At 68.3% G+C, this 24,020-nt stretch carries 23 protein-coding genes and 1 tRNA gene; 11 read left to right on the top strand and 13 right to left on the bottom strand.

Annotation, left to right across the window (positions count from 1 at the left end; all coding sequences use genetic code 11):
- The first annotated feature begins 7 nt into the window (after positions 1-7).
- Both ACGFH6_RS18985 and ACGFH6_RS18980 read left to right on the top strand, forming a co-directional pair.
- Positions 8-244 (top strand): hypothetical protein, encoded by a 237-nt coding sequence (locus ACGFH6_RS18985; RefSeq protein WP_393385282.1) that lies wholly within the window; start codon positions 8-10, stop codon positions 242-244.
- The gene (locus ACGFH6_RS18980) at positions 241-633 is read left to right on the top strand and encodes a type II toxin-antitoxin system VapC family toxin (protein ID WP_393385280.1); all 393 of its coding nucleotides are present in this window, start codon (positions 241-243) and stop codon (positions 631-633) included. Before ACGFH6_RS18985 ends, ACGFH6_RS18980 begins: the two co-directional genes overlap by 4 nt.
- 2 nt (positions 634-635) lie before the next feature.
- On the opposite strand, the gene ACGFH6_RS18975 is transcribed toward ACGFH6_RS18980, so the two are convergent.
- On the bottom strand, positions 636-1,325 hold the full coding sequence (locus tag ACGFH6_RS18975; protein ID WP_393385278.1) for a hypothetical protein: 690 nt from the start codon (positions 1,323-1,325) through the stop codon (positions 636-638).
- Positions 1,326-1,417: 92 nt separating this feature from the next.
- Between ACGFH6_RS18975 and ACGFH6_RS18970 the strand changes: the two genes are divergently transcribed.
- Together ACGFH6_RS18970 and ACGFH6_RS18965 are read left to right on the top strand one after the other, a co-directional pair.
- Positions 1,418-2,017, top strand: coding sequence for a DJ-1/PfpI family protein (locus ACGFH6_RS18970; RefSeq protein ID WP_393385277.1), 600 nt, complete (start codon positions 1,418-1,420; stop codon positions 2,015-2,017).
- Entirely contained in the window at positions 2,014-2,490 is a 477-nt protein-coding gene (locus ACGFH6_RS18965; RefSeq protein WP_393385275.1) for a MarR family winged helix-turn-helix transcriptional regulator, read from the top strand. The genes ACGFH6_RS18970 and ACGFH6_RS18965 overlap by 4 nt, the downstream gene beginning before the upstream one ends.
- On the opposite strand, the gene ACGFH6_RS18960 is transcribed toward ACGFH6_RS18965, so the two are convergent.
- Together ACGFH6_RS18960 and ACGFH6_RS18955 are read right to left on the bottom strand one after the other, a co-directional pair.
- Entirely contained in the window at positions 2,468-4,987 is a 2,520-nt protein-coding gene (locus ACGFH6_RS18960; RefSeq protein WP_393385273.1) for a polysaccharide lyase family 8 super-sandwich domain-containing protein, read from the bottom strand. The genes ACGFH6_RS18965 and ACGFH6_RS18960 overlap by 23 nt on opposite strands.
- Positions 4,988-5,086: 99 nt before the next feature.
- A complete protein-coding gene (locus tag ACGFH6_RS18955; RefSeq protein WP_393385271.1) occupies positions 5,087-7,195 on the bottom strand; it encodes a hypothetical protein in 2,109 nt (702 codons plus the stop codon).
- Positions 7,196-7,377: 182 nt separating this feature from the next.
- On the opposite strand from ACGFH6_RS18955, the gene ACGFH6_RS18950 reads away from it, so the two are divergent.
- Both ACGFH6_RS18950 and ACGFH6_RS18945 read left to right on the top strand, forming a co-directional pair.
- Positions 7,378-7,968 carry a TetR/AcrR family transcriptional regulator gene (locus ACGFH6_RS18950; protein WP_393385269.1) on the top strand — a complete coding sequence of 197 codons (591 nt, stop codon included), beginning with the start codon at positions 7,378-7,380 and terminating at the stop codon, positions 7,966-7,968.
- A gap of 2 nt (positions 7,969-7,970) precedes the next feature.
- Complete coding sequence (locus tag ACGFH6_RS18945) at positions 7,971-8,723, top strand: CPBP family intramembrane glutamic endopeptidase (RefSeq protein WP_393385267.1); 753 nt, start codon at positions 7,971-7,973, stop codon at positions 8,721-8,723.
- A 76-nt stretch (positions 8,724-8,799) separates the two neighbouring features.
- On the opposite strand, the gene ACGFH6_RS18940 is transcribed toward ACGFH6_RS18945, so the two are convergent.
- Positions 8,800-8,873: transfer RNA gene (locus ACGFH6_RS18940), tRNA-Gly, on the bottom strand.
- A gap of 331 nt (positions 8,874-9,204) precedes the next feature.
- Here ACGFH6_RS18940 and ACGFH6_RS18935 point away from each other — a divergent pair.
- Positions 9,205-9,648 (top strand): MarR family winged helix-turn-helix transcriptional regulator, encoded by a 444-nt coding sequence (locus ACGFH6_RS18935; RefSeq protein WP_393385266.1) that lies wholly within the window; start codon positions 9,205-9,207, stop codon positions 9,646-9,648.
- A gap of 173 nt (positions 9,649-9,821) precedes the next feature.
- A complete protein-coding gene (gene dcd / locus ACGFH6_RS18930; RefSeq protein WP_393385265.1) occupies positions 9,822-10,397 on the top strand; it encodes a dCTP deaminase in 576 nt (191 codons plus the stop codon).
- A gap of 49 nt (positions 10,398-10,446) precedes the next feature.
- On the opposite strand, the gene ACGFH6_RS18925 is transcribed toward dcd, so the two are convergent.
- From ACGFH6_RS18925 to ACGFH6_RS18910, 4 genes are all read right to left on the bottom strand, one after another.
- On the bottom strand, positions 10,447-11,928 hold the full coding sequence (locus ACGFH6_RS18925) for a hypothetical protein (RefSeq protein ID WP_393385263.1): 1,482 nt from the start codon (positions 11,926-11,928) through the stop codon (positions 10,447-10,449).
- Positions 11,929-12,066: 138 nt separating this feature from the next.
- The gene (locus ACGFH6_RS18920; protein WP_393385261.1) at positions 12,067-12,315 is read right to left on the bottom strand and encodes a hypothetical protein; all 249 of its coding nucleotides are present in this window, start codon (positions 12,313-12,315) and stop codon (positions 12,067-12,069) included.
- 88 nt (positions 12,316-12,403) lie between these two features.
- Entirely contained in the window at positions 12,404-13,234 is an 831-nt protein-coding gene (locus ACGFH6_RS18915; RefSeq protein ID WP_393385259.1) for a DUF4097 domain-containing protein, read from the bottom strand.
- On the bottom strand, positions 13,231-13,977 hold the full coding sequence (locus ACGFH6_RS18910; protein ID WP_393385258.1) for a hypothetical protein: 747 nt from the start codon (positions 13,975-13,977) through the stop codon (positions 13,231-13,233). Before ACGFH6_RS18910 ends, ACGFH6_RS18915 begins: the two co-directional genes overlap by 4 nt.
- A gap of 111 nt (positions 13,978-14,088) precedes the next feature.
- Here ACGFH6_RS18910 and ACGFH6_RS18905 point away from each other — a divergent pair, with 111 nt between their 5' ends.
- Complete coding sequence (locus ACGFH6_RS18905; protein WP_393385256.1) at positions 14,089-14,883, top strand: SDR family NAD(P)-dependent oxidoreductase; 795 nt, start codon at positions 14,089-14,091, stop codon at positions 14,881-14,883.
- Here ACGFH6_RS18905 and ACGFH6_RS18900 read toward each other — a convergent pair.
- The 5 genes from ACGFH6_RS18900 to ACGFH6_RS18880 all read right to left on the bottom strand — a co-directional run bounded on the left by ACGFH6_RS18900 (position 14,880) and on the right by ACGFH6_RS18880 (position 22,026).
- Positions 14,880-15,734, bottom strand: coding sequence for a discoidin domain-containing protein (locus ACGFH6_RS18900; protein ID WP_393385254.1), 855 nt, complete (start codon positions 15,732-15,734; stop codon positions 14,880-14,882). The two genes, ACGFH6_RS18905 and ACGFH6_RS18900, sit on opposite strands and share 4 nt — an antisense overlap.
- The gene (locus ACGFH6_RS18895; RefSeq protein ID WP_393385252.1) at positions 15,731-17,272 is read right to left on the bottom strand and encodes an alkaline phosphatase D family protein; all 1,542 of its coding nucleotides are present in this window, start codon (positions 17,270-17,272) and stop codon (positions 15,731-15,733) included. The genes ACGFH6_RS18900 and ACGFH6_RS18895 overlap by 4 nt, the downstream gene beginning before the upstream one ends.
- 162 nt (positions 17,273-17,434) lie before the next feature.
- A complete protein-coding gene (locus ACGFH6_RS18890) occupies positions 17,435-18,226 on the bottom strand; it encodes a hypothetical protein (protein WP_393385250.1) in 792 nt (263 codons plus the stop codon).
- Positions 18,227-18,305: 79 nt separating this feature from the next.
- Positions 18,306-20,471: a (Fe-S)-binding protein gene (locus ACGFH6_RS18885; protein WP_393385248.1), complete on the bottom strand. Its 2,166-nt coding sequence runs from the start codon at positions 20,469-20,471 to the stop codon at positions 18,306-18,308.
- A gap of 103 nt (positions 20,472-20,574) precedes the next feature.
- On the bottom strand, positions 20,575-22,026 hold the full coding sequence (locus tag ACGFH6_RS18880) for a GAF domain-containing protein (protein ID WP_393385246.1): 1,452 nt from the start codon (positions 22,024-22,026) through the stop codon (positions 20,575-20,577).
- Between the two features lie 82 nt (positions 22,027-22,108).
- Here ACGFH6_RS18880 and adh point away from each other — a divergent pair, with 82 nt between their 5' ends.
- Positions 22,109-23,632, top strand: coding sequence for an aldehyde dehydrogenase (gene adh / locus ACGFH6_RS18875; protein ID WP_393385244.1), 1,524 nt, complete (start codon positions 22,109-22,111; stop codon positions 23,630-23,632).
- Between the two features lie 4 nt (positions 23,633-23,636).
- On the top strand, positions 23,637-24,014 hold the full coding sequence (locus ACGFH6_RS18870) for a DUF779 domain-containing protein (RefSeq protein ID WP_393385242.1): 378 nt from the start codon (positions 23,637-23,639) through the stop codon (positions 24,012-24,014).
- The last annotated feature ends 6 nt before the right edge of the window (positions 24,015-24,020 follow it).

Below are 24,020 nucleotides of genomic sequence, written 5' to 3'. Positions count from 1 at the left end.
TGGGTGCATGGCAGACACCATCACGATTCGCACGGATGCGGAGACCGAGCATGCGCTGGACGTGCTGACGCACGACGGTAGTTCGCGATCGGCAGCGATCAGGCTGGCTGTGCTCGAGGCCGCTCAGCGCAGAGAGCGTGCCGCTGCGATGCGTCGCTCAGTACTCCGGATGCCCCTCGGCGAGCCCGACGGTGTGGATGTTGCCGCCGAGATCTCGCGCGACCGGGAGGGCGAGCGCGGATGATCTACCTCGACTCGGCCGCCATCGTGAAGCTCGTGCACGCCGAGTCCGAGTCACAGGCATTGCGCGACTGGCTCGACGAACGAGCCGACGTCGGATGGGTGAGTTCGGTGCTGACCGAGATCGAGTCGACCCGGGCGCTGGCCCGGCATGCACCCGAAGCCGTCACCCGGCTCCAGTTGGTCCTCGACCTGATGGACTTGGTGGATCTGGACGCCGGCATTCGCATCCTCGCGCAGACCGTGAAGCCGGCAACCGTCCGCAGCCTGGACGCGATCCACCTAGCCACCGCCCTCCGCATCGACCCTCAGATCACGGCGTTCGTCACCTACGACAAGCGCTTGGCCGACGCCGCCCGCTCCGCGGGCCTGACGGTCGACCTACCGGCCTGAGCTCAGTTCCTGGGCTCCAGGGGATACGGGGATGGGCCGGTGAAGTGGCGCGGGTCGCCGTACTCGAGGTTGTCCTGCCCGCCGAAGTTGGTGTGCAGGAACTGGTGGGATGACTCGGCCCGGCTGAAATAGCCGGCTCCGTACGGCGCGAAGGCCGGCCCCGCGTCCCAGTACGGGACCCGGTGACCACTGCGTTCGGCGTACCGGATCAACGGCTCCGTGCCCGCCGTGATGCGAGCGGCATCGTCTGCGCAGGCGGGGAGCTTCCGGGTTCCGCGTCCTGGCTCTGTCCAGAGCACGTCGGTGAGCGACGGACCATGCTGTGGGTTGAAGAAGCACGGCAGTCGACGTTCCGGCACCGGTCGGCCCGCGATCGTCGACGTGTGGCGCAGTACGTCGTACTGTGCGTCCGCCAACTGTCGGGTGATCGCGCCGACCGCAGCCGGATTCTGGAGATCTCTGCTCGCCTCCAACGCGACCGAGTACGCCCGCCCTGCACTTTCGTAGTCGGCTGAGTCGCTCCCCGCGAGCTCCCGATACTGCTCTCCGAACCGAGCAACATCGTCCGCCACCATCACGCGCAACGACTCCAGTTGTTCCGCTACCTGCCGCAGCCGCAGGTGGTGACGCCACGCGAGCCACCCTGCGATTGCGATCCCTGCTACCCCCAGGCTGATGTACAGCCACAGCATCTTGTCACCGTACGACGATTCCGTGGAGATGAGGAGTGGAGATACCGTTCAAGTCATTGACAACATGTTGTCGTTATGACAGTGTGTTGTCTATGAGGACAGCATATGTGGCGGTGTATGAGACGTGGGCGGACTGGGAGATCGGGCATCTGCTGGTCGAGTTGCGGACGGGGCGGTTCACCGGGGTGCCGTGGACGGTGGTGACTGTGGGGGAGACGGTTGAGCCGGTGGTGACGATGGGTGGGCTGCGGATCGTGCCGGATGTGGCGCTGGCCGACGTTGAGCCGGATGAAGGGGATCTCCTGGTGCTGGCGGGCTCGGGGCAGTGGGACGACGGGCGGGGGGACCAGTTCGCGAAGTTGGCGCAGCGGTTCCTCGATGCCGGGATTCCGGTGGCGGCGATCTGTGGCGCGACGGCGGGGCTGGCGCGGGCTGGGTTGCTGGACGAGCGCAAGCACACCAGCGCGGTGAAGGAGTACCTGCAGGCCACCGGCTACCAGGGCAGTGACAACTACGTCGACGAGCGAGCGGTGGTCGACGGTGATCTGATCACGGCCGGACCGGACTCGCCAGTGCAGTTCGCGCGGGCGACACTGCAGCGGCTCGGCCTCGCGGACGACCGCAAGCTGGATGCGTACGAAGGCGTGTTCCACCGCGCCGACCCATCGGCGTACCCGATCCTGGTCGGATGACGGTTCCACCTCGCAAGGATTGGCCGCAGCCGGGGCCGGCGACGGAAGGTGGTGTGCTGTTGACCGACGTCATCCTCGCCACCTTCCGGCTGAACGCCCGGCTGATGGAGGCCGCCCAGGACCTGGCCGCGCACGGCGGGCTGACCGCCGCGTGGTGGCAGGTCCTCGGCGGCGTCCTGGACGAGCCGAGGTCGGTCGCCGAGGTCGGCCGCATCATGGGCGTCAGTCGGCAGGGGGTCCAGCGCATCGCCGACCTGCTGGTCGAGCGCGGTCTCGCCGAGTACCAGCCGAATCCGGCGCACCGCCGCGCCAAACTGCTCGCCTGTACCGAGGCCGGCTACTGGGCGATCCGGCAGATCGCCGTCGCCCAGCACCCGTTCGCCGCCAAGCTCAGCGATGACATCGCCCTCGACGACCTGCGGACGACGCTCGCCACCATGCGGACGCTCATCACCAGGCTGGAAGAAGCTTGACCGTCAGACTGCGCCCATAGGTGTGCCGCGTCGTGAACGTCAGCCGCGTCCCGGTCACAGTCCGCACGACCTGCACGCCGGGATCCGCGGACTCCGGCCGGAGGTACTGCGCCCACAGGTTCACCGTGATCGTGTCGCGCTGCGTGGTCGGGTCCGACACAGCGACCGTCGTCGTCCGATCGGTACGCCGTTGCAGCAACACAGACGCAGGCCCGTCGATCGTCAGCCCTGGCAGGTTGTGATGACCGGCCGTGAACGTGTTCGCACCGGTCAGCCGCAGCCCGAGATGCTGAATCGCCTGCAGTCGTGAGGTGTTCGACAGTACGGCGATCCGCCCGTGCTGGTAGCCGCGCAACGCGGATTCCGTTGCGTTAGGCACCAATGCGTACGCGAGCGACCGGGTCGCCCGGGCCGGTTGCGAGACGGTCAAACCAAACACCTGCTTGGTCACCGCCGTGTCCGGGTTCGAGGTCCGCACCACTCGCCGGCTCCGCGTGACCTCCTCGAGTCCGACCGACACCTGACTCGGCTGCAGGAAGTAGTACCCGAGCGCAACCCCACCATCCGTGTACCGCAGCCACCGCGGATCCGTCGTACCCGTCCCGGTCCATTCCCGGCCGTCCCGTCGTACGCCGGTGATCGCGACCGGCGCGCCCTGCGCCGCGATGCGAGTGTCGAGAGTCGTCGTCACCGACCGATCCTTGTCGCCGACACCGGCCGCCAGAACGACGATCTCGTCGTCCAGCATGAACCACGACTTGGTCGCCGACGCGTTCCGGTAGACCACGAAGTCGTCCGGCAGGATGTCGCGCGACGCGTAGGCGAAGTCGTCCGACTGCACCCACCCGGTCGCGCCGTACGCGCCGAGCGTCGCGCCGCCGGAGTACACGTTCGTCCCGACCGGGAAGTACACGTAGGTGTTCTGCGACTCCGACGACGAGGTGAAGTTCAGCGGGTGCGAGGGGTTGTCGTAGTACGGCGTTCCGTAGAGCTCCGGGACCGTCTTGCGGGTCTCCACCGGCGCGGTCACACCGCCGAGCGCGTACGGCGAGACGGTGGTGAAATAGTCGATGCCGAACGCCTGGGTCTGGTCCTGACCGGCCAGGTAGAGGTAGTGCGCTCCGTCGCCCTGGAACCACGGCATCAGGTTCTCGCCGCTCATGTACTCGTACTTGCTGATCCGCTCCGAGTTCCGCGCCAGTGCGAACGCGAAGCCGGGCCGCCGGTGCACGGTCCGGTCCATCGCGTTGAACGCCGTACTGCTCGCCGCCGGGTTGAGGTCGGCCGGGACGATCGCCGGGTCAGCCTGGATGTCGGCGTACCGGGCGACGCTGACCGGTGAGACGAAGCTGGTCGGGTTGATCGTCGGTCGCGACGTGAACTTCGCGAACGACTTCAGCCGGGCGGCGTCGTCACCCACGGCGTAGTCGGCAAGGTCGACGATCGCCTCCACCACAACGGCGACGTCGGAGTACCCGGTGGCGGTCCGCGAGACCGCGCGGCCCTTGACGATCTCCATCATCCAGCCCTCGAAGATCAGCGGCGCGAACCCGTCCTCGACCCAGCCCTGGACCACGCCGACCAGGTCGTCGCCCTGCGCGTACTCCGTCCCGTCGAGCACCTTGATCGTCTGCACGACCCGGCTGAGCAGGCCCTTCCCGTACGAGCCGGTGTAGGCGACGGACGCGTGCTGGATGAACGCGCCGTCGGCGTAGTACCCGTCGGTGACGCCGTGCTGGAGGTTGTACGGATCGACGGTGGCGAAGACGGTGAACTGGTCCTGCAGCGCCTTCCGGATCCGCGCGTCGTCACCCGTGAGTGCGCCCTGCAGCACCCGGTTCGCGGTGATGTCGACGAGGTTGGCGCCGGTGTGGAAACGCGAGTCCAGGTCGACGTCGCCGTCCTTGCCGTTGCGCAGGTACGCGTCCATCGAGGCGACGTACGGCGTGACGAGTTCGGCCGGCGCATCGATCAGGGCCAGCGTCTTCGACACGAACGTCGAGATGCCGATCTCCCAGGTGAACCAGTTGCCGTAGTACCCCTTCGACTGGTCGCCGTAGTAGTTGTCGTGCAGCCAGCCGAGCTTCTCGGCGACGCGGTCGCGGACCTGCTCGTTGCCCTGCAGATCGGACGCCGGGCCGGGACGCCTGAACGCGAGCGCGATCTCGTAGAGGTGCTGGTACGACGCGCTGAGGTTCGGGTCGCTCGTGCCGAGGGGGAGACCGGCGAACAGCTCGCCCGCGCCGGCGGTGTCCAGCGCCGCCAGCCAGGTCCGGGCAGTGTTGTCGAGGCTGGCGAGCTTGGCCGCGACCTCGGGACGCGCGTTGGACTCCGGCGTACCGGCGTAGATGCCGATCGCGTTGGTGAGCAACTGGGCGGGCTCGGCGTCCATCGCGGTCATGGTCTCGGCCGCGCGGGCGGCGGGTGCGGGGTTGACCGCGGTCAGCAGAGCGGTGGCGGGTACGAACGACAGCAGGCGGCGACGGGTGATGTCCACTGGTACTCCCGGGCGGATGGGAAAAACCTCACGCCCGGAGTCAACCAGCCGGAACTATCCTTCAGCAACCGCTTGCCGCCGACTAAATCGGAACGCGGCTCAAGACCCTCCGGCGCCGACCAGCTGCCCGTCCATCGAGAGGATGCGGATGGTGCCGCCGCTCGCCGTGGTGGGGATGACCAGCGCGACCTGGTGCAGATAGTCCTGGTGCAGGGTCTGGGTGTACTTGACCATGCTGCTGAACGCGGTCGCCTCGCCGCTGGTCCAGTACGCGTTCGAACCCGGCTCGACGCGCTGCAGGTACTGCTCGGTCAGGGCCAGGAAGACCAGCGCCTCACCCGACGACGTGATGAAGGTCAGCGGGTCGCCGGACGGAGTGAACGTGTCCGAGACACTCGCGATGTACGACTCCTTGGTGTCCGCGATCTTGGCCTTGGCCCGCTGCTCGAGGAGCTTCGCCGCCCCCGGTGAGGGGACGAAGTGCTTCGCCTGCGCGGACTTGGCGCCGCCGGACAGGTACGCCGCGAGGTTGGTGGCAGCGGAAGTCGGCAGGCTGTAGAGCTTGTCCAGGTCGGTCTTCCGCGGCGTCCGCAGACCCTCCATCGGCGGCAGTTTCATCGAGGCCGACGGGTAGACCGAGTTCGTCAGCAGCCACGGCGTACCCGCGCTCTGCCGCTGCCAGACGCCGAGCTGGCGGCTGTCCGGCTCACCGGAAACGCCGGAGCTGACCACGAACCGCATCGGGTACGACCCGAACTCCGGCGCGCCGATCTGCGGATCGGTGTAGGTGAACGGCTTGGTGGAGTCCTTGCCGGTCGCGTCGAGCTTGCGGCCGATGACGAATCCGGCCCGGGTCTGCGCCAGGGTCGGATCCGCCTCGATCGTCTCGGACAGCTTCGCGTCGCGGTTCTCGTTGGCGCGGTTGTTGAGCTGGTTGTACTTCGCGACGACAGCCTGCGCGTCGGCGAGCGTGACGGCCGGGCGGGTGTCGGAGGCGACGAGGCTGTTCTTGGCCGGGAGCAGACCGCAACTCGTTGTTGTGAGCAACAAAGCTCCGCTGGCCAGGAGCGCGGCCGTCCTCCGGACCGCCTCGTCGCTCTTCTCGAACTCCGGCGACTCCACCAGGGACACCGTCTCCGGCTCGACCACCGGCTCCTCGTACGGCGACTCGTCGTACGCCGGGCCGCCTGCGCCGACCGGGGTGAGGAGGGCGGGTGACTTGGCGCGCGCGACGGCGGCGGGGGACATCAGCATCGGGGCGGCCGGGATGGGCTGCTTGGCCGGCTTCGGCCCGGGCCGCGGGTAGGTGATCGCCGGGAGGCAGACGGGGATCTCCTCGGTGATCGGTTCGTCGGCGGGTGCGCGGTACGCCGGGGGGTCGGTCGCGACCGGCGCGAACGGGCTGACCCGCTCGGGCGCGAACGGCGACACCGGCTCGGCGACCGGAGCGGAGGCGACCGGCGCGGCGGCGACCGGAGCGGAGTTGGATGGAGCGGAGTTGGACGGCGCGGGGTTGGACGGCGCGGAGGTGGGCGAGGCCGGCGCGGTCCGAGCCGGGGCCGGGACGGAGGCGATCCGCGCGGGTGTGAACGTTGGGACCGGCGCGGCCGGGCGGCGGACTGCGAGGGCCAGGCCGAGGGCGAGGAGGACGGTGCCGGCGCCGAGGACCAGCAGGCAGATGCCGAAGCCACGGTGCACCTCGACGCCGAAGCGGACGTCGGCGCCGACCGCCGGGCTACCGTCCGCGTTCATCACGACGACGTCGAACTTGCCGTCCTCGATCGGCCAGGCGATCGACCGCGGACCGTTGCCGCCGGACTTCGCGACCCACCAGTCGAGCTCGCCCGGCGGTGTCAGCCGCGGGATGCCGCCGCGCATCTGCTGGGTGCTGAAGGTGGACGGAACGTCGTACCGGATCACGCGCGTGTGGGCCGCGCCGGCCAGGTAGTTGGAGACGTCCAGGTCCTGCCCGACGCCGACGAACACGGGCTTGTTCCCGGTCGCGGTCACGTGCAGGGTCGGGCCGTGCCGGTCCAGCAGGTCGGGCGCGGTGATGACGGCCAGGCCCTCGCTGGTCAGCGGCTGACTGCCGGTGGAGATCGTGTTGTCCGGGCCGACCAGCCAGAAGGCGGCCGCGGCTCCGGCGAGGGTGACGACCAGGCCTATCAGGGTCAGCAACAGACCCAAGGCGGTGCGGGCGAAACGCATGAAGAGGCTCCCGTTGGTACGACGAACCCAGTCCGCGGCGGGTGGACCGGGCAACGAGCAGCCACGCGGGCCCTCTCCGGGTCCCGCTGTTCACCCGTTGCCATTGACTAACTGATCCAACAAGGATCTGTTACTGTCTCGCCATTAACGAATGACGGTTCACAAACTCGGGGATGGTGAGGATGGCTCGGCCGCGGCTGGTCAGCGACGACGGGATCCTGGACGCCACTCGTCAGGTCCTGGCCGAGCTCGGACCGGTGAAACTGACGCTCGCGGCGGTCGGTTCCCGGGTGGGTCTGGCGGCGCCGACGCTGGTGCAGAGGTTCGGCTCCAAGCGCGGTCTGCTGCTCGCCTCGGCCGCCCGGTCGCCGGTCATGGTGCTGCGGGCGGCGGAGGAAGCCGAGGCGCGCAACACCTCGCCGCTGGCGATCCTGCGGGACTTCGCGCTGACGGCCGTTGCCCACATCAAGCACCGCGAGGAGCTCGGCAACGGGCTCGGGTTCGTCCAGCTCGACGTCGCCGACCCGGAGTTCCGGGAGCACGCGCTGGCGCACTCCGCCGCGATCGTCGACAGCTGCGCCCGGTTGTACCGCGCGGCCCAGGACGCCGGTGAGCTGCGCCCGGATGCCGACGTACCGGCTCTCGCTCGCCACACCCTTGTCTGTTTCAACGGCGCGCTGCAGGTCTGGGCGGTGAACGGCTGGGGCTCGCTCAGCGAGTTCCTCTCCGAGCAGCTGGACCTGATGCTCGCGCCCTACCTCGCCCAGGAGTGACGATGTTCTTACGCGTACTGGTGTTCTATCTGGCCACGATGGTTTTCAGTGGAGTGCTGAACGCGATCCAGGCCGCGGCCGGTCCCGACCCCGACCTGATCCAGCTGGTGCAGTTCGCGCCGGCGCTCGGGGTCGGCGTGATGTTCCTGCTGTTCCGTCGTACGACGCGTGTGCAGGCCCGGTTCACGCCGGTCGCGGTGGCGGCCGGCCGGAGTGCGTTGGTCGTCGGCATCGTGATCGCGGCGCTGCTCGCGTCGGTCCTCGTCCACGTGATCGCCGGCCGCAGCTGGCGAGCCGAAAGTCTGCCGTTTCCCTTGGGAGTGCTGGTGATCACGATGATCGTCGGCGCGGCCGGTGAGGAGCTCGGTTGGCGTGCCTATCTCCAGCCCTACCTACAGACCCGCTTCCCGGTACTGCGTTCGTCGCTCATCGTCGGCGTGCTCTGGGGCTTCTGGCATGTCGGCGGGTTCGCGCACGGCGTCGTCTACATGGGCTTGTTCGTGGTGATGGCGACCGCGCTCTCGGTGGTGATGGGCGCAGTCCTGCAGTCCGCTCGCGGTACCAACCTCGCCGTCGCGACGGCCGCGCACGCCGCGGTGAATCTCGGCCTGATCCTCCTGTTCACCGAGGAGGACGGCGACCTCTTCCCGATCGCCGTCCTGGCCGTCGTGTGGACGATCGCCGCGATCCTCACCCACCGATCCACCGCCCGCAAGCCCGTCCGCAGTCCGTTGATCGGGGCAACGGTCTTGTAGGTCAACCGTTTGAGTAGGAGCGTGAGGCAAAGGAAAAGTCCAGGTCACGAAGCGACCTGGACTTTGTTCTGACAAGTGGAGCGGGTGACGGGAATCGAACCCGCACTGTCAGCTTGGGAAGCTGATGTTCTGCCATTGAACTACACCCGCACTGCCTGGCGGTGGGACCAGCAGGCGGAGAAGAGCATAGCCGATCGGGCGGGCCGCGGGCACGCCGGGTCCGGCGCGGCGGCCCGCTGGTTGCTGCCGGGTCAACCGAACGGGACGAAGACGATGCCCGGTGCATCGAAAAGACGCGTGCGGGCGGTTTGCGCGAGGGGTTCTTGGGGAGTTTTCCACAAAGGGCACGCTCAGGACTGGGCAGGTTGGTCATCTTCTGGCAGATTAGAACGCGTTGCCGGGGGCAACATTTGACGCAACGTGAGGACACGGTCCTCGGGACCGGACAAGATGGTTGCGGGGCAACTGGATGAAGGGGTGAATGGTGGCAACAGACACGAGTGACGCGCTGGAGAACCTGGAGAAGGAGCTCGTCACGATGGCGCGGCGGCTGCGCAGCCTGCAGCGGACGCTGTCCGACGAGGCGCACCCGGACCTGGAGCCGGCGCAGTACGCGTTGCTGAACCACGTCGAGGAGTTGGCGCCGGTGCGGATGGCCGACCTGGTAGCGGCGCTCGAGGTGGACAAGGGCCCGGTCAGCCGGGCCTGCGCACGGCTGGAGGAGGAGGGCCTGCTGAAGCGGGCCGCCGACAAGTCGGACGCGCGGGCGACTCTGCTGACCCTGACCGCGGCCGGTAAGCGGAAGCTGACGGCGGCCCGGAAGAAGCGGCACAAGGTGATCGAGGATCTGCTGAAGGACTGGTCGCCGGCGCAGGTGAAGACCTTCGCCACCCAGGTGTCGAAGTTCAACAAGCTGGCCGACTGATCGTTGCCTGAGGCCCGGGTTTCGGTGCGCCGCAACGGTGCCGGAACCATCGCCGGGACGGTCTGGTGGTGAGGTCACGCCGGGGAGCTGAGGGCTCCGGACGATCCGCCACCAGGCACCCGAACGGGCCGGCAGAACTGGGCGGAGACGCAGCACGCTGCTAAGTTCCTGTCGTGCTGCTCTCCGACCGTGACATCTTGGCCGAGCTCGACGCGAAGCGGGTCCAGCTGGACCCGTTCGATGCTGCGATGGTGCAGCCGTCGAGTGTCGACGTGCGGCTGGACCGGTTCTTCCGGGTGTTCGAGAACCACAAGTACCCGCACATCGACCCCGCCGAGGAACAGCCCGACCTGACCCGGCTGGTCGAACCGGAGGGCGAGGAACCCTTCATCCTGCATCCCGGTGAGTTCGTGCTGGGATCGACGTACGAGCTGGTGACGCTGCCCGACGACGTGGCGGCGCGGCTGGAGGGCAAGTCCTCGCTGGGCCGGCTGGGACTGCTCACCCACTCCACCGCCGGGTTCATCGACCCGGGCTTCTCCGGGCACGTGACGCTGGAGCTGTCGAACGTGGCGACACTGCCGATCAAGCTCTGGCCCGGGATGAAGATCGGCCAGTTGTGCTTCTTCCGGCTGTCGTCGCCGGCCGAGCACCCGTACGGCTCGGCGAAGTACGGCTCCCGCTATCAGGGCCAGCGCGGCCCGACGCCGTCGCGGTCGTACCAGAACTTCCACCGCACCGACGTCTAAACAGACGAAGGCCCCGACCAGTTGGTCGGGGCCTTTCGGTCCGATGGCGTCAGCCGATCGCCTTCTGGACGACCAGCACCGTCTCCGTCGACATCGGGGCCTTGTCGCCCGGCTCGAGCAGGTAGACGCTTCCGTACGTCGAGACCATGCTGGGCGACTTCGGCTCGCCGTACAGCAAGGTCGTGTCGCCGAAGCCGCCGATGTTGTCGGAGGACGACGAGCTCTCGGTGGGCGTCGACTCCGACGGTGTCCCGGAGGGCGTTCCGCCGTCGCCGGGGGTCGGCGTCGGCGAGGCGATGTCCTGACCGGTGGCGGCGTCCATCAGTACGGCGTCCTTCTCGGCCTGGGCGTACACCACGCCGTGGAAGACGGTGGTGACATTCGGTACGACGCGACTGGCCGAATCGTTCGTGTAGCCCCAGACCTTCTTGCCGGTGCTGTCGTCGAAGCCGATGATCTCGACCGACTCCAGCTGGCGCGAGCCGCTGCAGACGACCGAGTTCTTCTGGTCACCCCGGCACTCGTAGGAGACCGAGTTCATGTTGTCCTTCAGCGTCGACGTCAGCGTGGTGAAGGCGCCGGTGGCGACGTCGACGGAGTACACGCTCGACGAGTAGTAGCCGTCCAGCTTGCCGGGCGGCGCCGGGACGTACACCGAGCCGGACAGGTACGCCCGCCTGGCGCCGAAGCCGGCCGGCCGGAGGTAGTTCGCCTTCACGGGCGTCTTCTTGGTGACCTTGCCGGTGGTGGCGTCGGCGGTCGCGATGGTCAGGTCGGTCGCGCCCTCCTGCCCGTCGCCGACGGCGCCGGCCATCTTCCCGTCGAGCAGGCCGGCGACGGCGAAGAACGGCGTCACCGTCGACTTCTTCGCCTTCGGGTCGGCGAAGACGGTGAAGGTGCCGGCCTTCTTCGCGTTCTCCGCGGAGCCGGCCGAGACGGCGACGGCGATCTGTCCGGTCGCGGCGTCGTACGCCTCGCTGACGATGTCCTTGCCGCCGTTGTCGGGGCCGAGGAGTGGCGTGAGGTCGACGGGGATCGAGGTGATGACCTTGCCCTCGGTCGGATCGATCCACTGGAACAGGACCTGGCCGCGCGCCTTCTGCGTGCCGCTGCCCTGGACCCGCTCGACATAGACGACTCCGATGACCTCCTTGCCGTCGAGCTGCACAGCCATCGGGCTGCTGGAGCCGGAGGTCGTGGTGGTCGTGTCTTCCTTGGACAGGACCTGCCAGGAGTGGGCGCCGGTCACGTTGACGCCGGTGATGCCGTTGGCTCCCGCGTAGAGCGAGGTCTGCCCGACGATGCCGGCCCGGATCGTGTAGTCGTTGTCTCCCGGCACCTGCGGCTCGGCGATCGCGGCGACCGGGGAGAAAGCCTTGGGTGGGTCGAACGAAGGGACCTCGGGTGTTGCCGGACTCGATGCCGACTGACCGCCGTCGCCCGCGGTGGGATCGGAAGCCTTGTCGTCCCCGCCGCTGCAGCCGGCCAGCAGCACGACCGCAGCGGTTGCGGTGATCAACGGACGCAACATCGTTGTTTCTCTCCCCAGTTGTGAACCAAGAGTGACGGCGTGAACGCTAGCAGCGTCCGCAGGTCCGAACCGTCACCAAACCCAGACGTTGCAGCAAGTTGCAAAGTGCGGCGGCCGCGCCGTTGATCGGCGAGCCGGTCATCGGACGACCGACAGGCCGGTACCGCGGTGGCCGGACTGCGGCTCGGCCAGGCGGCGCTGCGAGTCGAGGCGGCGCTGCGGGTCCAGGCGGTCGGCGATCCGGCGCAGTACGCCGGCCAGCTCGTAGCGGGGTCCGCTGGTGCGGGTCCGGGTGGCCTTGCGTCCGTGCCGCTCGGCGCGGACCTCGGCGGCGCGCAACTGCTCGTTGACGCGGTGGCGGGCTACCTCTTGGTGTTCGGTGATCATCGTCCTGCTCCCCTCTGGATGGTTTTCGGCAATGCTTCGCCCAGGTCCCGCCGGGCCGTTGCCGGCGGGACCTCCTGGGTGATGGGTGTCAGACCTTGGTGACGGTGATGTCGCCGGAGACGGTGCGGGCCCGCAGCATCAGCGCGCGGTCGCCCTCGGCCGGCTTGTCGCTCGGCTCCAGATCGCACCGGATCCGTCCGGTGACCGTCTTCAGGTCCAGGTATGTCGGGACGCCGTCGGGTACTCCGATGTGGACGTCACCGCGGGCCGTCTCGGCCTGGATGCTCGGCGCGTCGGCGATCTCGACCGTGACGTCGCCGGAGCCTGAGGTGGCGACCGAGTGGTCGCGGATCCGCTCGATGGTGATGTCACCCGAGCCGACCTTGACACTGGCGGGTCCGGCCACGTCGCCGACCCGGACGTCGCCGGAGCCGGTGCTCAGCCCGACCGCGTCGCCGGCCTCGCCGATGTTGATCGCGCCGGAGCCGGTGCTGCCCCGGACGGCGCCCGCGACGTACTCGGCCCGGACGTCGCCGCTGCCGGTGTTCACCGCGAGGTCACCCTCGACCCGGTCGAGCCGGATGTCGCCGGAACCGGTCGACAGTCGCGCGGTGGCCAGCGGCGCCCGCGAGCTGATGTCACCGGAGCCGGTCTTGATCCGGGCCTCCATGGTCGCCGGAGTGGCGATCCGGACCTGGATCTCCGGTCCGCGGCGGACATTGCGCGGGCCCTCGACGATCAGTTCGCCGTCGCGGACAGCGACGAGCACGTCGTCCTCGGTGCCGCTGTCGACCTCGATCGAGACCATCGTCTCGGTGCCGTCGGCCGGCACGATCTCGACCAGGCCGGAGCCGATCTCGATCCGGAGCTTCTCGATCTTGGTCGCGTCCTCGGCGAGTTGCTGGCTGAAGCCGCTCACTGGGCCCACCCCGTCATCCGCTGGCCCGGGCCGTGGCCGCCACGGCGACGACGGTCCTTGTCCCGGTCACGGTCGTCACGGTTGCGGTCGCGGCCGCGCCGGCCGCGCTCGGGTCCGAAGACGCCCTCCTCGCCGAAGGGGCCACCGGGGCCGAACACACCGTCCGGTCCGAAGACTCCGTCGGGTCCGAGCGGACCGTTGGGACCGAGAGGTCCGTCCGGACCGAACACACCACGCGGCGGGCGCGGGGGGCGGGGCGGGCGGTTGCCACGGCGGTTCCGGTCGCCCAGCTCGGTCATCACGGTGCGCATCAGCCACGCGTTCGAGGAGATGCCCTCGGCCGCGGCGGCCTCGTCCACCTTGTTCTTCACCGACATCGGCAGCCGCAGCGTGATCCGCGCGGTCGGCTCGTCGGCGTCCAGGGTCACCTGGTCGGTGTCCTCGGTCTCGGTGTCGTCGTCGGTGTCGTCGTCCGCCTCGTCGGGGCCGGTCAGCTGGCTCGGAGCCGGCGTGACCACGAACTCGGGACGGCCGCCGGCCATCCGGAGCTCGACCGAACCGGGGGACAGCTCGCGGCTGATCTCCCCGGCGGCGTCGGACAGGGCTGAGATGAGGGCCAGGCGGCCCGCGTCATCCAGCGTGGCCCCGAGGCGCTGCGCCACGGAGCGAGTTTGATCGTCGGCCAGGGCGGTGGCGTTCTCCACGCTTCGCCGGACCGATTCGAGATAGTGGTCAAGTTCCATGCCATGAACTATGACGTCATCGTGACGTCACTGTCAACCCCTTCTGATGTCATGGCGTCGTCATCGTGGCGCCAGGGCAGAATGTGGGCCAGTCGGAGACAGGGAGGAACAGTGTCCAGAGGAGTACTCGTCACAGGCGCGTCCAGGGGTGTCGGCGCCGCGGCCGCGCGGGCGTTCGCACGGGCCGGCGACCGGGTCGTGCTGCACTGCCGAGGTGCGGTCGACCGAGCCGAGGAGGTGCGTGCCGGGCTCCCCGGCAGCGGCCATGCGGTGGTCACCGCGGATCTCGGCGACTCGGCCGCAATCCCTTCCCTGGTTGACGAATCGGCCGCTGTGCTCGGCCGGATCGACGTATTGGTGAACAACGCGGCGTTGTTCGTCGACGAGCCGGTCGCGGGGTCGCGCCGGATCGGGCATCCGCTCGCGGAGACGCCGTACGACGAGTGGGTCGCGGCCTGGCGTCGTACTCTCGCGGTGAATCTGGAAGGGGCGGCGCACGTGAGCTGGTGCGTGGCTCGGCAGATGCTGGACAAGGAGCCTGTGGAGGGCGGCCGGCGGGGCGTGATTGTCAACGTCGGGTCACGCGGAGCCTACCGAGGCGAGCCTGACGTGCCCGCGTACGGCGCTGCGAAGGCCGGATTGCACGCCCTCGGGCAGTCGCTGGCGGTATCGCTGGCGCCACATGACATCACCGTGACGTCAATTGCGCCCGGATTTATCGCCACGGACATGACCGAGTCGTTCCTGGCCGGTCCCGGCGGCGACGCGATCCGGGCGCAGAGCCCGTTCGACCGCGTCGCCACCGCCGAGGAGGTGGCCGACGCGATCTACTGGCTCGCATCCCCGCAAGCAACCTGGTCCAGCGGCTCCGTCCTGGATTTCAACGGAGCGTCGTACTTGCACTAGTTCCCGTAGGCCTCGAGTTCGACTATGCGGGAGTAGGCGTGGTCGTTGCTGTCCAGGCAGAGGATGCGCACGGCGTCCGCCTGGACCGGATCGAACGTCGACGTCACGTGCCCGGCGGTGTTGCCCCGGACCTGGGCGACGGTCTGCCAGTCGCCGCTGCCGCTGCGGACCTGGACGTCCCAGTCCCGCAACCCGTTGGTCAGGGCCGGGTACTTGGCCGAGTCGAGCGTGTAGAGCTCGACCCGGTTGATCGTGGTCGGCGCGGCCAGCGCGACGTCGTAGTTGTCCGGGAAGACTGCGCGGGTGCCGTCGTTCCAGCCGGTCAGGGTGTCCCAGTGCTCGGAGTCCTTGTCGCCGTCGACCGCGCCGCAGAGCGTGAAGTTGCCGTGCGTCGACGACGCGGCCGCCTGCTCGCCCAGCGCGACGTTGCTGCCGGGATCCTTCGAGGGCAGGGGATTCACCGTGACCGGGACGGTCAGCCGCGACTTGTCGACCTCGAGGTCGATCGTGTAGCTGCCGGGCTTGGTGTCACGCGGCACGCGGACCTCGACCGGTGCGGACACCGGCTGGTCGGGGTCGACGGCCGGGAGCCAGGACGAGAACAGTTCCCGGGACAGTTGCAGTGGACCGGACGGGTCGAGGGTGAGGTCGGCGTACCGATCCTCGCTGCCGGTGTTGGTCATGGTCAGTGTCAGGTTGCCGGGGAAGCAGGGCAGGCCGACCACGCTCAACTGCTGCGGATCGGTACTGACCTGGACGCCGGATGTTGCCTGGGGCATCGAGCTGGACGTGATCAGGGTTGCCGCCGCCAGGGCCCCGAAGGCGATGGCCGGCTGCCAGCGAATGCTCATGCCTGTACCTCCGAGATGCCTGGGCGGCCGTCCTCGACGAAGAGTTTGGCGCGGGTGCTGACGGCGCCGTTCTGGACGCTGACCTTGTCGACGACCCGGTAGTCGGAGATCCACCGCTGTGGGGTAATGCTGCAGCTCACGTACCCGCGCTGGAAGTTCCCGTACTTCATGTGCGGGTTCTCCTTGAGCAGGGTCGCGCCCCCGGGGTCGAGGTCCATGCCGTCGATCCCGGACGTGATCGACGTACCGACGAACTCGGCGCCGACGGTCGCGGACGCCGGATCGGTGAAGTCGAGCTTGAGGTCCGACGCGACGCTGCGGTGCAGGTCGCCGGCGATCGAGACCAGGTTGCGGACCTTGCGTTGTGCGGCGCCACCGAGGACCCGGTCGCGGGAGGCTTCGTAGCCGTCCCAGGTGTCCATCGGAACCAGGACGTCCGGGCCGTCCTTGGTGTCGAGGCGGGCGATCGCGGTCTGGTGCGCCATCACGTTCCAGCGCGAGCGCGAGGCCGTCCAGCCGTCGAGCAGCCACTTCTCCTGCGCGGCACCGGTGATCGTGCGGGCCGGGTCCTTGGTCTCCGGACCGGGCGCCTTGGTGCCGTCGCCGTACGCCTGGTCCGAGCGGTACTGCCGCGTGTCGAGCACGCTGAACTCCGCGAGCCGGCCGAACTGGAACCGCCGGTAGAGCTGCATGTCCGGGCCCTTCGGCAGCTGCGCGAGCCGGAGCGGCATGTGTTCCCAGTACGCACGGAACGCGTTGGCGCGCCGTACCAGGAACTGCGCGGGTGGTGCGCTCGGGTGCGCCTCGTCGGCCCAGTTGTCGACCACCTCGTGGTCGTCCAGCGTGACGATCCACGGCGCGACCGCGTGAGCCTGCTGCAGGTCCGGGTCCAGCTTGTACGCCGCGTACCGCTGGCGGTACTCGTCCAGCGTCACGCACTGCTGCGTGATGTAGGGCTCGTTCGAGTCCGGCCGGATGCCCCGGTCGATGCCGAACTCGTAGATGTAGTCGCCGAGGAAGAACACCACGTCGTGGTCCCGCTTCGCCATGTCGGCGTACGCCGTGTACCAGCCTTCCCAGATCGCCTGGCAGGACGCGAAGGCCAGCGACAGGCTGGAGAGGTTCGCGTCCGCCGGCGGTGCGGTCTTGGTCCGGCCGACCGGGCTGAACCGTCCGTTGACGCGGAAGCGGTACCAGTAGTGCCGCCACGGACGCAGTCCTCGTACGTCGACGTGCACCGAGTGACTCGCCTCGGGTCGCGCCTGGGTGGTGCCATGACGCACGATCCGGCGGAACTGCTCGTCCTCCGCGACCTGCCACTGGACTTCGACCGGGCGGCGGTCCATCCCGCCGAACGGCGCGAGCGGATCCGGCGCGAGCCGGGTCCAGATCACCACTCCGTCCGGCAGCGGGTCGCCTGAAGCGATCCCGAGGGTGAACGGGTCCCGCCGGTCGGTGCGGCCGGTGGCGCCGGCCATGGCGCTCCCGATCTCGGGAAGACTGCCGGTCAGCGCCAGTCCGGCCGCCGCTCCGGTCAAGGTCAGAAAGGTTCGTCGAGTACTACCCACACGCAAGCTCATCGGCACCAGCCCACCCGATCATCCGTCGGTGATCACTTCCGGAACAGGTAAGTTTCTACCTGCGTAACATGAGGTTACGAGAAGTTCTCACCGACGAATGTGATCTGACCGGATCCGGCCTCAGCGAGAAACGACCTTGCTCGCGGGCGGTGCGGTGATGTGAACCGCCTTGTTGTAGTCGGTCATGTTCATCACCATCGACACGCCGCCGAGGGCGAACGAGATCCGGCGGACCAGATGGGACTTGTCCATCCACATCGAGTACGTCAGCGTCTTCGGCACACCCGCCGGGACCTTCTTGCCCTGCGCCGCCAGTGCCTTCGCGGTGTTGACGCTGACGCCGTACCGGTCGAGCTTCTCACCGCCGACGGTCTCGGTGCGGACGAACTTGACGCTGACCACGTTCGAGTTGAAGGACTTGAAGATCTTGGTCGGGTCGCCGCCGTCGAGCAGTTCACTCAGCTCGCTGTTCGCGCCGGACTTGAACTTCAGGTACTTCCCGGTGGGCGTCACTCCCGGGATCGACACGTAGCCGGTGTCCTTCACCACGACGAACTTCGCGGTCTCGCCCTGGAAGGCCGCGCCGGCCATCGTCATGGACATCGCCACCGGTTTCGCGGTCTGGACCCCGTCCATGGTCAGCAGCGTGGCGCCGTTCGCGGTCATCTTGCCGGTGATGCGCCAGGACTTCTGCTTGGCGATCGCGCTGGTCATCGCCGGGACGAAGCTGACCCGGTTGAGGTGAGCGACAGGAGCCGCCTGCTGCGGCGCGGCGGTGTTGGTGGCGACCGGCGCGCTGGCCGGTGCCGATGGTTTGTAGCCGGTGGCCTCGGGCTTGTCGTTGCCGCAGGCGGCGAGACCGAGGGCGAGTGGTACGGCAGCGACGGCGGCCGTCGCGGCACGGAACTTCATGCTGTTTTTTTCCTCCACAGGTGATTCGAGCCGTCAGATCTTATGGTCTGGACCGCCTGAGGAGGAAGAGTTTTACAGCTCAGCTTTCCCCACGTTTTACAGAGGCGAGCAGCAACTGCGCGACGTCCTGGACCTCGACGGATTCGCGGGCGGTGCCGTCGGCCTGCTGGGCGGTGAGGCCGTCGGACAGCATCACTCGGCAGAACGGGCAGCCGGTCGCGATCTTGTCCGCGCCGGTGCCGACCGCCTCGGTGGTCCGGTTCAGGTTGATCCGGCTGCCGATCTTCTCCTCCATCCACATCCGGGCGCCGCCGGCACCGCAGCAGAACGACTTGGTCTTGTTCCGCGGCATCTCGGCGTACTCCGCGCCCGGGATGATGTCGAGCAGTTCGCGCGGGGCGTCGTACACCTGGTTGTGGCGGCCGAGGTAGCACGGGTCGTGGTAGGTGATCTTCTGGCCGTTGAGGGTGCTGTCGGCGGGCGCGACCGGGGTCAGCTTGCCCTCCCGGACCAGGCGGTTCAGCAGCTGGGTGTGGTGGATGACGTCGAGCTCGACACCGAGCTGGGAGTACTCGTTCTTCAACGTGTTGAAGCAGTGCGCGCAGGTGGACACGACCTTCTTCGCGCCGGTCTCCTTGAAGACCTCCGCGTTCTGCATCGCCAGTTGCTGGAAGACGAACTCGTTGCCGGACCGCCGGGCCGGGTCACCGGTGCAGGTCTCGCCGTCGCCCAGTACGGCGAAGCTGACGCCGGCGATGTTCAGCAACTCCGCGACCGCCTGCGTGGTCTTCTTCGCACGGTCCTCGAACGCGCCCGCGCAGCCGACCCAGAACAGGTACTCGACCTCGTCCAGGGTCTCTGGGGCATCAGGGGCCGCACCGCCGATCTGTTTGACCTCGAACGGCAGGTCCTTGGCCCAGTCCATCCGGCCGGACGGATTCATGTTCCACGGGTTGCCCTTGTTCTCCAGGCCCTTGAACAGGCCGTTGAGCTCGGACGGGAACGACGACTCGATCAGCACCTGGTAGCGGCGCATGTCCATGATCGCGTCCACGTGCTCGATGTCGACCGGGCACTGCTGCACGCACGCACCGCACGACGTACACGCCCACAGCGCGTCCTCGTCGATGACCGCGACATCAGCGGGACCGACCAACGGCTTGTCCTGCTCGGCCAGCACCAGCTCGGGCAGTGACTTGCGCTCGTCGTCGGACGACGCCAGCAGGTACGGCGCTTTGGCGTAGGCGTGTTCGCGCAGGCCCATCATGATCAGCTTCGGCGACAACGGCTTCTCGGTGTTCCAGGCCGGGCACTGCGACTGGCACCGGCCGCACTCCGTGCAGGTGGTGAAGTCGAGCAGGCCCTTCCAGGTGAAGTCCTCGACCTTGCCGACACCGAGGGCCGCGTCCTCATCGAGCTCCTCGATGTTCTCGAAGTCGATCGGCGCGCCGTTGACCATGATCGGCTGCAGGGCGCCGAGCGCCGTACCGCCGTCGGCCTTGCGCTTGAACCAGATGTTCGGCCAGGCAGTGAACCGGTGCCAGGCGACCCCCATGGTGGCGTTCAGCGAGATCGTGATCATCCAGGCGAACGAGATCAGGATCTTGATCATCGCGACCAGGTAGACCGTGTTCTCCAACTGGGACTCGCTCAGTCCGCCGAAGAGTGCCTGGCCGACGAAGAACGTGGTCGGGAAGTGGAACCGGCTGCCCGCGCCAAGCTCGTACTCCAGGCCGCGCAGCAACAGGATGCAGATCAGTACGCCGAGGATCGTGTACTCGACGTAGTACGCCTGCCAGGCGGTGGAGCCGAAGAACCGGCTGTAGCGGCCCTTCTCGCCCTTCGGCAGGTTGCGCAGCCGGATCGCCATCAGCCCGATGATCGAGATCAGGCCGGTCCAGGTGAGGAACTCGGTGACCCACTCGAAGACGAACCAGTGGCCGATCACCGGCAGCGCGTAGTGCGCGTCGAACAACTGGCCGAACGCCGTCACCAGGGTGAGGAACAGTCCGATGAAGCCGAACGCGACGAACCAGTGCAGTACGCCGATGCGGCTCCACTGCAGCATCCGGGTATGGCCGAGCGACTCCTTGACCAGTGTGGTGGTGCGCTGCCCCGGATTGTCGGTCCGCCCGGCCGGCTGGCCGAGCTTGATGACGGACACCATGTGCCCGATCGTCTTGCCGAACAACGCGACCCCGACCGCGGCGACCGCGAGCGAGACGACGATGGCGAGGATCTGCATACCAGCGATGTTATTGGTTGGTTACCCGCGAGTCATGTCGGTGTAGGGCTCGTCACGCCAGAGATGTGATTGTGGCCTCACCGATACAGAGGTTCGACCGGTTCTAGTCGACCAACCGTTCCAGCCGGGCGGCGACCGCGGCGCGCCGCGGGTCGTCCGGCGGGAGGCCGGCGTCGAGGGCTTCGAAGATCTCCTGGTCCTCGGCGCCGGTCGGCGTCTGGGCGAAGCGCCACGTCAGCTCGGGATCTTCGGCGTCGAGGACGGCCCGGCGGAAGGTGGCGTCGAGTTCATCCCGTTCGGCGCGTAGGGCCGGGGCATCGGAGCGAGCCAATAGGGGACCGGCGTACAGGTCCAGGGCCGCGTGCAGATCGCCGTCCTGGAGAGCCGTCCGTACGTCGGTCACGTCGCCGGTGACATCGGCGACGATCCGGTACGGCTTGGTGTCGAGGACGCCGCCACCGAGGAGATTGCGCAGTCGGTGCATCTCCGCGCGCACCGTCGTCGGATTGCCTTCGTCGCCGTACAACTGCAGCATCAGTTGCTCGGCGGTCAGTCCGGACGGATGCAGGAGAAGCAGTGCGAGTACTTCGGCCCGCCTCAGCGTCAGCGCGATCTCTCGCCCGCCGACGACCGCGATCGGCTGACCGGCGCCGAGCACCTTCAGCCGGAGTGACGGCCGGCCGCGGCGGACCGGTGTACCGGGGATGCGGAGCAGGAAGCCCTCGTCGAGTGGTTCGATCACGCCCTCGCGTCCGTCGCCGAGGTCGATCCGGTCGGCACCGTCCGGCACGACGAGCCGGTCGGGCAACCACTCGAGCGGCTGCACCGCGAGCACCCTGCCGGTCGGAGTCAGCAAGGCACCGGGCGCGTCGCCGAGCGCCATCAGGTGGCGCATGTTCCGGGCGCGCAGCATCTCGTCGGCCGCGGCCATCCGGACCCGCAGCTGTCCCTCCGCGAGCTGAGCAGCGGCGGTGACCAGCGCGACCATCGCGGGGTGGACCGTGCGCAGCGGACCCGAGACGTCCACCGCGCCGAGCAGCTTGCCGGTGTCGGGGTCGTGGACCGGCGCGGCCGCACAGGTCCACTCGTGAATCCGGCGGACCAGGTGCTCGGCCGAATGGATCTGGACCGGCTCCCCGACCGCGAGCGCCGTACCCATGCCGTTGGTGCCGATCTGATCCTCCGACCACACCGCTCCCTCCGACAACGCGATCCGGTCGGCCTGCCGTCGTACGTCGGCCGAACCCTCGCGCCACAGGATCGTGCCCTGGGCGTCGGTGATGATCATGATGTGCGACGCCTCGTCGGCGATCGTGGTCAGCGTCTGCCGCAGCACCGGCAGCACCGCGCGGAGCGGATGGTTCTCCCGGATCGACTCGACGATGTCGTGGTCGACGATCACCGGCGGCGCGTCCAGCTCGGGATCGACCGCGGCCGCGAGCGACCGTTGCCAGGACGCGGCGACGAGTGGGCGCGGCGCGTCCGGTGCACGGTTGCCGCCGAGCACGTCGTCGTACAGCTGGCTCAATCGGCGGGCCTGCTCCGGTGAATCCATGCCGCCTCACTTCACGCTGCAACGTCGGTGCAACGTCGGTCGACCTAGGTTCGGTCCACCGTCGGGTTTCCAAGGAGGACCTATGACGATCTTCGCAGCTCCCGGGCAGGATGGCAGCCCGGTCACGTACAAATCCCGCTACGACCACTTCATCGGTGGCGAATGGGTGCCGCCGGCAAAGGGCGGGTACTTCGAGAATCCCACGCCGGTCACCGGCGAGAACTTCACCGAGATCGCGCGCGGTACGGCGGATGACGTCGAGCGTGCGCTCGACGCCGCCCACGGTGCCGCGCCGGGCTGGGGACGGACATCGCCGGCCGATCGCGCGAACATCCTGAACAAGATCGCCGACCGGATCGAGGCCAACCTCGAGCTGCTCGCGGTCGCGGAGACGTGGGACAACGGCAAGGCCGTGCGCGAGACGCTGGCCGCGGACATGCCGCTGGCGATCGACCACTTCCGGTACTTCGCCGGCGCGCTGCGGGCTCAGGAGGGGTCGGTATCGGTGGTCGACGACGACACCATCGCGTACCACTTCCACGAGCCGCTCGGCGTGGTCGGGCAGATCATCCCGTGGAACTTCCCGATCCTGATGGCGACCTGGAAGCTGGCGCCCGCGCTGGCGGCCGGCAACGCCGTCGTACTGAAGCCGGCCGAGCAGACGCCGGCGTCGATCCACGTGCTGCTCGAGCTGATCGCCGACCTGCTGCCGCCCGGCGTACTGAACGTCGTCAACGGGTTCGGCGTCGAGGCCGGCAAACCGCTTGCCTCAAGCAACAGAGTCGCCAAGGTCGCGTTCACCGGTGAGACCACGACCGGCCGCCTCATCATGCAGTACGCCTCGGAGAACATCATCCCGGTCACGCTGGAGCTCGGCGGCAAGAGCCCGAACGTGTTCTTCGACGACGTCGCGGCGGCCAAGGACGAGTTCTACGACAAGGCGCTGGAGGGCTTCACGCTGTTCGCGCTGAACCAGGGCGAGGTCTGCACCTGCCCGTCCCGGGCGCTGATCCAGTCGTCGATCTACGACGAGTTCCTCGGCGACGCGACCGCGCGGACCCGGGCGATCAAGCAGGGCAACCCGCTCGACACCGACACGATGATGGGCGCACAGGCCAGCAACGACCAGTACGAGAAGATCCTGGCCTACCTGGACATCGGCAAGGCGGAGGGCGCGAAGGTCGTCACCGGTGGCGCGAAGGCGGAGCTGGACGGCGACCTGGCCGGCGGGTACTACATCCAGCCGACCATCTTCGAGGGCGACAACAAGATGCGGATCTTCCAGGAGGAGATCTTCGGGCCGGTCGTCTCGGTGACCCGGTTCGACGACTACGCCGACGCGATGAAGATCGCGAACGACACCCTGTACGGCCTCGGCGCCGGGGTCTGGTCGCGCGACATCAACACCGCCTACCGGGCCGGGCGGGAGATCCAGGCCGGCCGGGTCTGGACGAACTGCTACCACGCCTACCCGGCGCACGCGGCGTTCGGCGGCTACAAGAACTCCGGCATCGGCCGGGAGAACCACAAGATGATGCTCGACCACTACCAGCAGACCAAGAACCTGCTGGTCAGCTACAGCCCGAACAAGCTCGGGTTCTTCTGAGCCGATGGTCGAGAAGGTTCTGCTCTCGGACGAGGCGGCGGAGCTGCTCCGCCGTCTCACCGCGATGCACGGTCCGCTGATGTTCCACCAGTCCGGTGGCTGCTGCGACGGCAGTTCGCCGATGTGTTACCCGGACGGGGAATTTCGAACGGGGTCGGCGGACGTGCATCTCGGCGATCTGGTCGTCGACGGCCTGGACAAGCCGATCGCGTTCTGGATGTCGGCGAACCAGTACGAGTACTGGAAGCACACGCAGCTCACCGTCGACGTGGTGAAGGGCCGCGGCAGCGGGTTCTCGGTGGAGGCCCCGGAGGGCGTCCGCTTCCTGATCCGCTCCCGTCTCTTCACCGACCAGGAGTACGCGGCCCTCGACTTCCCCTGACCGAGC

Origin of the sequence: Kribbella sp. NPDC049227 (genome assembly GCF_043197265.1) — a bacterium.
Classification (GTDB): domain Bacteria; phylum Actinomycetota; class Actinomycetes; order Propionibacteriales; family Kribbellaceae; genus Kribbella.
This window is presented reverse-complemented; position numbering and strand designations above follow the sequence as displayed.